Source organism: Saccharothrix longispora (assembly GCF_031455225.1).
Classification (GTDB): Bacteria; Actinomycetota; Actinomycetes; order Mycobacteriales; family Pseudonocardiaceae; genus Actinosynnema; species Actinosynnema longispora.
Genome location: NZ_JAVDSG010000001.1, coordinates 2,945,096 through 2,956,817, shown reverse-complemented (window position 1 = coordinate 2,956,817; position 11,722 = coordinate 2,945,096). Strand labels below are relative to the sequence as shown.

Genomic DNA, 11,722 nt, shown 5'->3' with positions numbered 1-11,722 from the left:
GCGGGAGGCGACCCGACGGGGTGCCAGTGGGTGCTCGGACTCGGGCCGCCCGTCGTGGGCGTTCCTCACCGCTGCGCGTCAGTCCCGGATTCACACCGGGTTCCCCCGCCCGGACCCGCGAACGCGGACCCGGCTGGCGGGGGAAAGCTAACACAGGTCGTCGACCCGGCTCGCCTCCCCTCGGGGCGCGGCGGCCTGCCCGACGGGGTGCGACGACGCCCCCGCCGAACGGTCGGCGGGGGCGTCGTCGGCAGGGGTGTCGCCGGCAGGGGTGTCGCCGGGCAGGGGGTCAGCCCAGCGGTTCGACCCAGATGTTGCGGAAGCGGACGTTCTCGCCCGGGTCGCCGTGGTCCTGCAACCGGAACGGACCGGCGGTCGGGCCCTCGGGCGCGCCGTTGCCGGTCGGGCCGTCGATGGCGAAGTCCTGGTGGACGGTGACGCCGTTCCACACCACGGTGACGCGGGCGTTCTCGGTCTTCACGCCCGAACCGCTGAAGCGGGCCGCCCGGAACGTGACGTCGTAGGTCTGCCACGTCTGCGGCGCGGTGGCCGCGTTGGGCGACGCGGCCCTCTTGAGGTAGATGCTCGCCGCGTCGTCGGCGGCCAGCGGGTTCTTGCCGAAGCTGTCCAGGATCTGGAGCTCGTAGCGGTCCTGGAGGTACACGCCGCTGTTGGCGCGTTGCTGGCCGGTCACGTTCGACGGCAGGTTCGGCAGCCAGAACTCCAGGTGCAGCTTGAAGTCGCCGAACGCCTGCCTGCTGCGGATGTCGCCGCCGAGCGCCTCCATCGACCCGTTCGCGACCGGCCACGAGGGTGCGCTGCCGTCGGCGTTGCGCCAGTTCTCCGTGCCGCCACCGCCGTAGAGCACGACGCGCTGCGCCGGGGTGACGGTCAGGTGGTCGAGGTTGACGTGCCCGACGTCCCCGCTGTCGAACCGGTAGGCGATGGTGTTCGCGCCCGCCCGCAGCGTCAACGACTCGGTGTGCGTGGCCCACGTGTCCCAGTTGCCCGTGTCGGCCAGCGCGACCTGCCTGACCTTCACGTTGTTGACGTACACGCTGATCGTCTTGGTGCCGGAGGACGGGTTGGGGCCGTTGCTGTAGCGCAGGCCCACGGTGTGCGCGCCCGCCGCCGCGGCGTTCACCGCGAACCGGGTGGTCGCGCCCTGCGTGCCGTAGCCGTCGACGAAGCCCGCGCCGGAGTAGCCGGTGTGGTCGGTGTTGACGCCCGCGCCGCCGGACAGGGCCGCGCTCTCCGCCTCGAACGACTGGGTCGCCGACGGCGCGCTGCCCACCAGGTTGTTGAGCGTGTACCAGGCCTCGGTGCTCCACAGCGGCACGCCGGTGTTCGAGGAGAACGGGCGCGGCGAGCGCAGGTGCACCACCCGGCCGGCCTTGAGGCCGTTGAGCTTGAGCGTGACCTTGCGGCCGTCCGCCGACAGCGTCGCCGAGGCGACCGACAGGTTCTCCTGGTCGACCTTGGGGCCGCCGTAGGACGGGGCGGGCGCGTACCGCCACTGCTGGGCCCGGTAGCGGCTCGCGAGGTTCGCGGCGGTGTCCGCGGACAGCGGCTGGGTGTACTCGACCTCGAAGCCGCCCGCGATGGCGCGCATCGCGAGGACGTCGAACGTGCGGCCGCCGTTGGGCGCGAGCTTCTGCAGGCCGTGGAGCAGCTTGCCGTCCTGGCCCCAGTTGCCGCCGTCCCCGATGCCGCCGACGTAGAGGGCGCCGTCCGGACCGAGGGTGGTCCGGTTGACGCCCGCTTCGAGGCCCTGCGTCATCCGGAACACCGCGCCCTGGTACTCGCCCTCGACCTTCTCCAGGAACGCCCGCTGGAGGCCGCCGTAGGTGACGTCACCGAACACCATCTGCCCGGCGTAGGTGCCCTGGGTGAGCTGCACCGGCGTGCTGGGGGAGTTCGCGATCTCGTTCTGCGGCAACCACAGCACGGGCGCGGTGACCGGGTTCGCGTCGAACGGGCCGGCGGGGTTGGTGTAGTGGTTGAAGAACCGGCCCTGCTTGATGTGCACCATCTTCGACGCGGGCAGGTAGCCGCCCTGGTTGTCGTTGACGAACATGCCGCCCTCGGGGCCCCAGCCGATGCCGTTGGGCGTGCGCAGGCCGCCGGCGATGTAGCTCACCTGGCCGGTGGCGCGGTCGACCTTCACCGTCGTGCCGCGGTTGGCGGCGGGCTGCGGGTTGGTGGTCGCGCCGCCCTCGTTGATCGCGACGGAGAGGCTGAGGTAGAACGCCCCGTCCTTGTAGAGCAGGCCGAACGCGAACTCGTGGAAGTTCCCGCCGTACGGCCACGTCGCCACCGCGCGGGACTGGTCGACCACGTCGTCGCCGTTGGTGTCGGTCAGCTCGGTGAGCTGGTGCTTCTGCGACACGTAGATCCTGCCGTCGAGCACCTTCACACCCATCGGCTCGCGCAGGTTCGCCGCGATCCGCTTGGTGGTGACCCGGTCGGGCGAGGTGGCCCCGGTGACGTTGCCGAGCACCCACAGCTCACCGGTGTTCGTGCTCTTGCCGTCCCACGTGGCGATGACCAGGCGGCCGTCCGGGAACCAGTCCATCGCGCTGACGCGCGGCTGGAAACCGCCGGGGCGCAGGTTGGTCAGCGTGTAGTCGGGGTGCACGCCGTTGAGCGGCAGGCCGTCGCCGGGCGAGTCGGCACCCGCCGCGCAGTCCTTGCGGCCCGGCGCGGTGACCCGCACGACGCCGCTGTCCGTGCTGAGCGCCGAGTTCGGCACGAGCGAGAAGCCGGCGGCGCCGGGCGGTTTCCACTGGAGCGTCAGCTGCTGCCCGCCGTCGCGCTCGAAGTGCTCGATGAGCAGGGAGTGGTAGCCGGTCGTCAGGGTGACCGCGCCGTCCTTGGGGTCCGGGCCGTGCAGGCCGTCGTGGTCGACGACCACCTTGCCGTCGATCGACAGCCGCGACCCGTCGTCGCTGAGCACCCGGAAGGTGTAGGCCCCGGCCTGGGCGATGTTGACGTTGCCGGAGACCTGCGCCACGAACCGGTCGGCGAACCCGAACTGCTCGGGCGTGCTCCAGTCGACGGTCGGCATGAGCTTGTCGATGTTGGGCGTCTGGGCGGGCTTGAGGGCGCAGAGCCGGTCCAGCGGCACCTGCACGTCGAAGACCCGCAGCGTCACGCCGGGTTCCTGGGGCGGTACGGCGTCGGTCGTCGGGTCGGCGGTGGCCGGCAGCCCCGAGCCGCCGACCAGCAGGGCCGCCGCCAACAGGCCGAGGGCGGGTACGCGCGTCCGGCGCGCTGTCCATCTCATATCCATGCTCCTGGGAGGGCAGGGACGACCACGTGTCCGACGTCGTCGTCGCACGGTTGCAGGGCCCGCACGCGGTAGCGGGTCGAAACGGGGAGAGGTGGTTCCGTCGCAGGGATGGCGGAGTGCGAGAACGGTAAGGGGACTTGTGACGGCAAGTCCAGAAGTTTCGTCGATTCTGGCCGGACTTTTGTCTAGTTCGCGCATAAGTTGGCGCGTGAACGGTCTCTATTGCGATCAACGGCCTCTTGACGCCGCTGTCCGGCTGTGGGAATGCGAAAGGCCCCGTGTCGCGGGACGCGATCCGGCTGCCGCGTGACCGCACCACGACGACGGCGATCGCCGCGACCGGGTGGCCGCGGCGATCGCCGTCGTCGTGGTGCGCGGGGTGCGGTCCGCCTACCTCCCGCCGAAGGTGACGACGAGGCGGCCGTCGGAGGCGTACGACCAGTTCAGCGCGCCGCCGTAGGAGGCGCAGCGGGAGCCGTTGGAGCCGGTCCAGAACTGGTTCGTGGCGTCGACGTCGCCGAGGGTGCGGTCGTTGGTGCCGCTGCCGCTGCGGCACGAGGTGTTGGCGCGGAACACCGAGGAGCCGCCGTCGAAGTTGAAGTTGCGCTCGGTGTTGTCCACGGACACGTTGTCGGACACGGTCATCGTGCCGAGGTTGCGGTTGTAGGTGAAGCCGTGCTTGCCGTTGTCGTAGGCGATGTTGCGGCGGATGACGTGGTTGACGCCGATGTCCTCGCCGCCGAGCTTGTAGCCGTTGCGGTCGCCGTTGCCGGCCTGCGAGCCGTCGCTGAGGGTGCCGTTCCCGTAGGCCAGCGAGTCCTCGATGGTCACCGCGCCGATGGGACCGGTGTCGGTCTTGGTGAACAGGTCCCAGCCGTCGTCGATGTTGTTGTGCGCCACGGCGTACCGGAAGACGTTGCCGGGGCCGGAGGTGAGCTTCGCGGCGAAGCCGTCGGCGTCCTCGCCGTCCGAGTCGGCGTTGTCGTGCGACTCGGCGCTGAGGATCAGGTTGTTGGCCGGCCACCGCTCCTTCGGGGTGGTGGACAGCATCCGCGACAGTTGGAGGCCGGTGTCGCGGTTGAAGCGCGTCACGGTGCGTTCGAAGACGTTGTTGCTGCCACCGACGAAGATGCCGTTGTCGCCGGCCCGCTCCACGACGACGCCGCGCACGTGCCAGTAGTCGCCGTTGACCGCGAGCCCGCGGTTGGCCGGGTCCTCGGCCTGGGCCGAGAAGTTCAGCACCGGGGTCTCGCCCGGGTAGGCGAACAGGTCCGTGCGGTTGCCCGAGGTGCCGTTGTTGCCCTGCGGGATGGTGACGGTCTGCGCGAAGCGGTAGGTCCCGCCGCGCAGGTGGATCGTCCCGCCGGGGGTGATGCGGGCGATGGCGGAGGTCAGCGTGGTCGGCGCCGACTCCGTCCCGGCCGCGCCGTCGGCGCCGTTCGGCGCCGCGTACAACGTGGAGGACGGGGGAGCCGTCGTGGTGGTCGTGGTCGTGGTCGTCGTCGTGGTCGTGCCGGTGGTGGTCGAGGTGGGCCCGCCGGTGACCGGGGTGAACGTCCACTGCTTGGTGACGGCGCTGTCGCAGGAGTTCGTCTGCACGGCCGCGCCGGCCGCCTTGGAGCTGTCCTTGGTGTTCGCGCACTTGCCGCCGTTGGTGTCGACCAGGCGATGGCTGCCGCCGACCGCGGTCACCGCCCAGGTCTGGCCGGCCGCGCCGGTGCACGCCTCCAGCTGGATCGGCTTGCCCGCGCTGGTCGAGCCGTCCCGCACGCCCACGCACAACCCGCTGCCGGTCGCCGTCAGCCGGAACCCGCCGCCGACCGTCGTCAACGTCCACTGCTGACCGGCCGCGGCGCCGCACGCCTGCTGCCGGAGCTGCGTGCCGGCGGTCGCGCCGGCCGCGTCGAGGCACAACCCGCTGCCCGCGTTCCGCACCGCGTACGTGCCCGCGTCGACCGCGGCGCTGGCGGGTGTGGCGATCGGCCACGCGGCGAGCGTGGCGGCCAGCGCGCCCGCGGCGGCGACCGCCACGACCACCGCCCCGCGCGGTCGTCGGGCGCGCGGGGCGGCGGGCTGCTCCGGTGTTCTCATGGGTGCTCCACTTCCGAACGATTCCGGCAGGCGTGCCGGCGGTTTTTCCGCGTGCGCCGGGAAACGGCGGGCACCCCGATCGCGGTTCATAAATGTGATTGCGCCGGGAAACCGTTTCCCGGCGGATGTTAGGAGGTTCACAACGGGGTGGTCAACGGCCGGTTCCCGGGGTGGTGGTAGGCTTTCCGTCGTCGAACGAATCGAACGTCGAGGTCACCGATATCGCAGTCGATCATCGGCCGACCTGCGGTCTTCGTCGGACAATGCGGCCCGGTCATACTCGTGAACAAAACCGGTGCCGCCGGTCACGCCTGTGAACCGGAGTCCGCCCCGAAAGGGTCGGACGAGGCTGCGGACGTGATGCACCTCATCGTTTACCCGGCCCTCCTCGGGGCAATCAACGGGTGCGAGCGAAGTTTGACCTGGAGGGCACGATGCACGAGACAGACACGGGCCGAGCGGTCGCCAACCCGCGGCGGACCCGGCTGGGCGCGGACTGGACCGCGAAGTCCACCGGCGCGGTCGACCAACCGCAGCCGACTTCCGGCCCCACGCCCGGCGCGGGTGCGGAGGCACGCTCCCTCGGATGACCTGTTCGGACGGATGACCTGTTCGGATGACCGGCGGACGGCACATGCCGTCCGCCGGTCGTCGTTTGTCCTCCGCCCGTGTGGGTATGCGGCGCGTGAAGAGGACGCACTCAGGTTGTGGAGGACGACATGTCCAGAATCGAACAAGCGTCGCGCACACGGGTGCAGTTGGCCGCGACGGTCGTGGGGGCGGTGTTCCTGCTGGTCGGGATCGCCGGCTTCATCCCGGGTCTGACCACGAACTACGACACCATGGAGTTCGCGGGTCACCACTCGGAGGCCCTGCTCATGGGGCTGTTCCAGGTCTCGATCCTGCACAACATCGTGCACCTGGCCTTCGGCGTCGCCGGCCTGGCCCTGGCCCGGTCGGTCCGCGGGGCCTACCTGTACCTGGTGGGCGGCGGCGTCGTCTACCTGGTGCTGTGGCTGTACGGGCTGCTCATCGGCCACGACAGCGCGGCGAACTTCGTGCCGCTCAACGCCGCCGACAACTGGCTGCACCTGGTGCTGGGCGTCGGCATGATCGGTCTGGGTATGGCCCTGGGCAAGCGCGACCTGCCCGCCCGCGCCCGCACCTGACACGCCGTTCCCACGAGGGGCCACCGCCGCGGCGGTGGCCCCTCGCGCGTTCCGGGGAGGGGTCCGCGGAAGCGGTCCGAGTGCTTCCCGGCACGGGCGGGTACTCGGGACCATGCGCTCACTTCGCGGCAGGGTCGTGCTGGTCACCGGGGGTTCCGCCGGCATCGGGCGGGTGACCGCGCGGCGGTTGGCCGCCGCCGGCGCCCGCGTCGTGGTCTGCGGTCGCGACCAGGACCGCCTCGACGCCACCGCCGCCGAGGTGCCCGGTCTGCTGACCGTGCGGTGCGACGTGACGGACGCCGACGACCGCGAACGCCTCGTGCGCACCGCGGTCGAGCGCTGCGGCCGGGTCGACGCGCTGGTCAACAACGCGGGCCGGGGCGCGGTCGGCAGGCTCGTCGACCTGGACCGCGCCACCGTCGAGGACCTCGTCGCCGTCAACTTCACCGCGGTGGCCGAGATGACGCGCCTCGTCCTGCCGCACCTGCCGGACCGCGGCGGTGACGTGGTGATGATGTCCTCGGTGGCCGCCTGGGCGCCGCTGCCGCCGTTGTCGCTCTACTCCGCCACCAAGGCCGGGGTGAGCGGCCTGACCGCGGCGCTGCGGCGCGAGGTGCCGCGCGGCGTGCGGGTGCACCTGCTCTGCCCCGCGCCGACGAGCACCGAGTGGCTGGCCCGCGACCAGCAGGGACGTCCGGACGAGGGCGAGGCGCCCGGCAAGGTGTCGGCCGGCGCGGCACCGGAGCGGGTCGCCGCCGAGGTCGAGCGGTGCCTGACCGGGCGGCGGTCGCGCACCGCCGCCGTGCCGCGCTGGTGGGGCGTCACGCGGTTGACCTCCGTGCCCCCGCTGGACCGCGCCCTGGACGCCGTGCTGACCCCGCTGGCCCCGTCACTGGTGCGGGCGGTCGCCCGGTACGGGCGACGCCTGTGACGGACCGGGCGTCACAGCACCACCGCGCCGGTGGTGATCAGCAGCACCACGTCGATGACGGCGACCACCAGCAGCGCGTTGAACGCCGCCCGCGACCCGGGACGGCGGGCGCGCAGCCGGCCGACCACCAGGACCGCGGCCGACAGGGGCAGGGCCACCAGGCCGGCGAGCGAGACCGGCCCCGGCGGGCCGAACGCCAGGATCACCGAGGTGAGCAGCACCAGCGCCGAGGCCGCTGCGGCGCTGGCCGACGCGCCGAGGCGGTGCGGCAGACCGCGCACCCCGGTGGCGAGGTCGTCGTCGATGTCGGGGATGACGTTGGCGAAGTGGGCGGCGCTGCCCAGCACCGCCCCGGCCGCCACCAGCCACGCGGGGGGCCAGGGGTGGCCCGGCGCGCCGAGCACCACGAAGGCGGGCAGCAGCCCGAAGGACACCGCGTAGGGCACCATGGAGAAGACGGTCCCCTTGACCCCGAGGTCGTAGGCCCAGGCCGAGCACAGCGCGACCACGTGCACCACGCCGGCGACGACACCCGACAACATCGACAGGCCGACGGCCGCCGGCACCGCGACGCCGGCCGCGACGGCCACCGACGACCTGCTGATCGCACCGGTGGCCACCGGTTTGTCGCTCCGGTTCGACGCGGTGTCGCGCCGGGCGTCGAGGGCGTCGTTGAGCCACCCGACGGAGAGTTGACCGACCAGCACCGCCGCGACGACCGCCACCACCCCCCGCCCGTCACGGCCGGTGGTCACGGCCAGCGCGGCGGCCACGGCGGTCACGGCGAGGGAAGGCAGGGGATGACAGGCACGGACCAAGGCCCAGAGGCGCAGCAGCACGGGGGACCAGTCTGCCGGCCGGCGGAACTTCCGCAGAACGACCCGAGGCTCTACGAACTGCTGGCCGACCAGTGGTGGCAGCCGCGGGGCGCGTTCGCGATGCTGCACTGGCTCGCCGCCGCGCGCGGCGACCTCGTGCCACCGGCCGGCCGGCCCGGCGCGGTCCTGCTCGACCTCGGCTGCGGGGCCGGCCTGCTCGCGCCGCACGTCCGCGCCAAGGGCTACCGGCACGTCGGCGTGGACCTGTCGCACTCGGCGCTGCTCCAGGCGGGCGACCACGGTGTCACCCCGGTGCGCGGCGACGTCCTCGCCGTGCCCCTGGCGGACGGCGTCGCCGACGTCGTGGTGGCCGGGGAGATCCTGGAGCACGTGGCGGACCTGCCCGCCGCCGTCGCGGAGGCGTGCCGCGTCCTGCGGCCGGGCGGGTCGCTCGTGCTGGACACGCTGGCGGCGACCGCCGTCTGCCGGGTGGTGGCCATCGGCATCGCCGAACGCGTGCCGGGGCTCGCGCCGCCCGGCGTGCACGACCCGGCCCTGCTGGTGGACCGCTCCCGGCTGGTGCGGGAGTGCGCACGTCACGGTGTCCGGCTGGCGCTGCGGGGTATCCGACCCTCCGTGACCGGGTTGCTGGCGTGGCTGTCCGGTCGGGCTGACGACGTCGCGATGGTGCCCACCCGCTCGACGGCGGTGCTGTTCCAGGGGCGGGGCGTCAAAGCCCACCCCGAGAGAGGATGAGGGTTGACTGAGCCGGAACACCCGAGAACGCAGGCACGGACCGCCACCGCGGGGACGCCGGGATGGTGACGGCGCGCGTCACCGGCGTCGGCACCGCGCTGCCCCCCGCCTTCGACCAGGAGGAGGTGTGGGAGGGGTACTTCCGGGCGCACTTCGGCGGCAGCCGCGTGGCGGAGCGGATCTTCCGGGGGTCCGGGGTGGACCGCCGCCACGCCGTGGTCAGCCCCCTGGACGAGGACCTGTCCGGCGAGTCGACCGGTGTGCGGATGCTGCGCTACGAGGAGCACGCGCCCGCGCTCGGGCACGCCGCCGTCACCGCCGCGCTCGCGTCCGCCGGTCTCACGACGGCCGACGTCGGACAGCTCACCATCGCCTCCTGCACCGGCTACACCGCGCCCGGCCTGGACGTCCGGCTGGCCGCGTCGCTCGACCTGCCCGTGGACGCCCGGCGCCTGCTCGTCGGCCACATGGGCTGCTACGCCGCCCTGCCCGCCCTGGCCGCCACCACCGACTACGTCGTCGCGCACCGGCGGCCCGCGGTGCTGCTGTGCGTCGAACTCACCTCGCTGCACCTGCAACCGCCCACCGCCGATCCGTCGCAGGTCGTGTCCCACGCGCTGTTCAGCGACGCCGCCGCGGCGATCGTCCTGCAACCCGGCGACGAACCCGGCGGGGGCCTGGAGGTCCTCGGCACGACCACGCTGACCGACACGACCGCGCAGGACCACATGACGTGGCGCGTCACCGACCTCGGGTTCCGGATGGAGCTGTCGCCGCGCGTGCCCGACGTGCTGGGCAAGCACGTGCGCCCCGCCGTGGAAGACCTCCTCGGCGGGTACGGCCTCGTGCCGTCGGACGTGCGGGGCTGGGCCGTGCACCCCGGTGGGCCGCGCATCCTCGACACCACCGAACAGGAGCTCGACCTGTCCGCCGACGCGCTGGCCCACTCGCGGCGGGTGCTGCGCGAACACGGGAACTGCTCGTCGGCGACCGTGCTGCTGGTGCTGGACGAACTGCTCGCGCGCGGTGGCCTGCGCCCCGGCGACCCCGTCGTGGCCATGGCCTTCGGCCCCGGGCTGACCCTGTGCGCCGCGCTGCTGCGGGTCACGTGATCCCGGTGGTCGTCGTCGGCGCCGGGCCGACCGGGCTCACCGCGGCGACGCTGCTGGCGCGCCGCGGCGTCGAGTGCCTGGTGCTCGAACGCCACGGCACGCCCCACCCGCTGCCCCGCGCGGTGCACCTCGACGACGAGGCGCACCGCGTCCTGGCCGGTCTGGGGGTGGGGGCCGAGTTCGCCGCGATCTCCCGACCGGCGCGCGGGCTGCGCCTGCTCGACCGGGACATGCGGGTGCTCGCCGAGTTCCGGCGGGGCACCGCGCCGGGCAGGCACGGCCACCCCGAGGCGAACATGTTCGACCAGCCCGACCTGGAGCGGGTGCTGCGCGCGAACCTGGCGCGGCACGCGGGTGTCGCGGTGCGCGGGGACGCCGAGGTCACCGCGGTCGCCCAGGACGACGACGGGGTGGTGCGCGTGGCGTTCACCGACCGGGCGACGGGGGCGGCCGACGAGGTCCGCGCCCGGTACGCGCTCGGCTGCGACGGCGCCAACAGCCTCGTCCGCGCCTCGATCGGCGCGGCGCCGCGCGACCTCGGGTTCACCCAGCGCTGGCTGGTCGTGGACGTGGCCACCGACGCCGAACTCGGCCAGTGGGAGGGCGTGCACCAGGTCTGCGACCGCGACCGCGCCGCGACGTACATGCGGATCGGCCCGTCCCGCTACCGCTGGGAGTTCCGGCTCGCCCCCGGCGAGAGCGCCGAGGACCACCACGACATCGCCGCGCTGCACCCGCTGGTCGCGCCGTGGACCGGTGACGTCCCGGTGGCGGAGCTGGACGTCGTCCGCGTCGCCGAGTACGTCTTCCGCGCGCAGGTGGCCGACCGGTGGCGCGACCGCGGGGTGTTCCTGCTGGGCGACGCCGCGCACCTGATGCCGCCGTTCACGGGGCAGGGCCTGGGCGCGGGCCTGCGCGACGCGGCCAACCTCTGCTGGAAGCTCGCCGCCGTCCTCCGGGGCGCGCTGCCCGACACCGCCCTGGACACCTACCAGGCCGAACGCGCGCCCCACGTCCGGGCGATGATCGGCCTGGCCAAGCTCGTCGGGACCGCCATGACCGGCGGCGGGAGGGCGGCCGACCTCCTCCGCGCCGCGCTGGTCCCCAGGCTGGGCCTGCTGCCCGGCCTCCGGGAGCGGGCGCTGAGCAGCGAGACGCCCGCGCTGCGCCGCTCCGACCTGGTGGCGCGGCCCCGCCTGCGCCCCGGCCTGGCGGGACGGCTGTGCCCGAACGCCGTGCTGCGCGACGGCCGCCGCTTCGACGACGTGGCCGGGGGCCGCTTCGCCGTCGTCACCTCGGTCGCCGCGTCCCCCGCGCTCCGCGCCGCCGTCGAACGGCGCGGAGCGGTCCTGGTGGTGATCGGGCCGGGGGAGGAGCTGCACTCCTGGCTGCGCGGGGGACGCGCGGCGGCGGCGGTGGTCCGACCCGACGGCGCCGTGCTGCGCACGGGGCGCGACCCGGCGGCGCTCTGCCGGGCACTGCCGCCGGACCGCGCCGTTTCCGGCCGGGGGCACCGGGTACCCGGCTGATCCGGGGCGGACCTCCGCCGACAC

9 protein-coding genes and 1 riboswitch are annotated in these 11,722 nt (G+C 73.6%); of the genes, 6 read left to right on the top strand and 3 right to left on the bottom strand.

Annotation, left to right across the window (positions count from 1 at the left end):
• Window positions 1-28 precede the first annotated feature (28 nt).
• Window positions 29-106: riboswitch (cobalamin riboswitch) on the bottom strand.
• 183 nt (window positions 107-289) lie between these two features.
• Window positions 290-3,286, bottom strand: coding sequence for a 3-keto-alpha-glucoside-1,2-lyase-like domain-containing protein (locus J2S66_RS11975; RefSeq protein ID WP_310307024.1), 2,997 nt, complete (start codon window positions 3,284-3,286; stop codon window positions 290-292).
• A gap of 396 nt (window positions 3,287-3,682) precedes the next feature.
• Window positions 3,683-5,383: an RICIN domain-containing protein gene (locus J2S66_RS11970; protein ID WP_310307023.1), complete on the bottom strand. Its 1,701-nt coding sequence runs from the start codon at window positions 5,381-5,383 to the stop codon at window positions 3,683-3,685.
• Between the two features lie 434 nt (window positions 5,384-5,817).
• Between J2S66_RS11970 and J2S66_RS11965 the strand changes: the two genes are divergently transcribed.
• The 3 genes from J2S66_RS11965 (at window position 5,818) to J2S66_RS11955 (ending at window position 7,483) form a co-directional block, all read left to right on the top strand.
• Window positions 5,818-5,973, top strand: a complete 156-nt coding sequence (locus J2S66_RS11965) for a hypothetical protein (protein ID WP_310307021.1) — start codon at window positions 5,818-5,820, stop codon at window positions 5,971-5,973.
• A 129-nt stretch (window positions 5,974-6,102) separates the two neighbouring features.
• Window positions 6,103-6,552: a DUF4383 domain-containing protein gene (locus J2S66_RS11960; RefSeq protein WP_310307020.1), complete on the top strand. Its 450-nt coding sequence runs from the start codon at window positions 6,103-6,105 to the stop codon at window positions 6,550-6,552.
• A gap of 112 nt (window positions 6,553-6,664) precedes the next feature.
• Window positions 6,665-7,483: an SDR family NAD(P)-dependent oxidoreductase gene (locus J2S66_RS11955; protein ID WP_310307019.1), complete on the top strand. Its 819-nt coding sequence runs from the start codon at window positions 6,665-6,667 to the stop codon at window positions 7,481-7,483.
• A gap of 11 nt (window positions 7,484-7,494) precedes the next feature.
• Here J2S66_RS11955 and J2S66_RS11950 read toward each other — a convergent pair whose 3' ends face one another.
• Window positions 7,495-8,265 (bottom strand): UbiA family prenyltransferase, encoded by a 771-nt coding sequence (locus tag J2S66_RS11950; protein WP_310307018.1) that lies wholly within the window; start codon window positions 8,263-8,265, stop codon window positions 7,495-7,497.
• 18 nt (window positions 8,266-8,283) lie between these two features.
• On the opposite strand from J2S66_RS11950, the gene J2S66_RS11945 reads away from it, so the two are divergent.
• From J2S66_RS11945 to mhpA, 3 genes are all read left to right on the top strand, one after another.
• The gene (locus tag J2S66_RS11945; protein WP_310307017.1) at window positions 8,284-9,057 is read left to right on the top strand and encodes a class I SAM-dependent methyltransferase; all 774 of its coding nucleotides are present in this window, start codon (window positions 8,284-8,286) and stop codon (window positions 9,055-9,057) included.
• 62 nt (window positions 9,058-9,119) lie between these two features.
• Window positions 9,120-10,169 (top strand): type III polyketide synthase, encoded by a 1,050-nt coding sequence (locus J2S66_RS11940; RefSeq protein WP_310307016.1) that lies wholly within the window; start codon window positions 9,120-9,122, stop codon window positions 10,167-10,169.
• The gene (gene mhpA, locus J2S66_RS11935) at window positions 10,142-11,698 is read left to right on the top strand and encodes a bifunctional 3-(3-hydroxy-phenyl)propionate/3-hydroxycinnamic acid hydroxylase MhpA (protein WP_310307014.1); all 1,557 of its coding nucleotides are present in this window, start codon (window positions 10,142-10,144) and stop codon (window positions 11,696-11,698) included. Before J2S66_RS11940 ends, mhpA begins: the two co-directional genes overlap by 28 nt.
• Window positions 11,699-11,722: the final 24 nt, after the last annotated feature.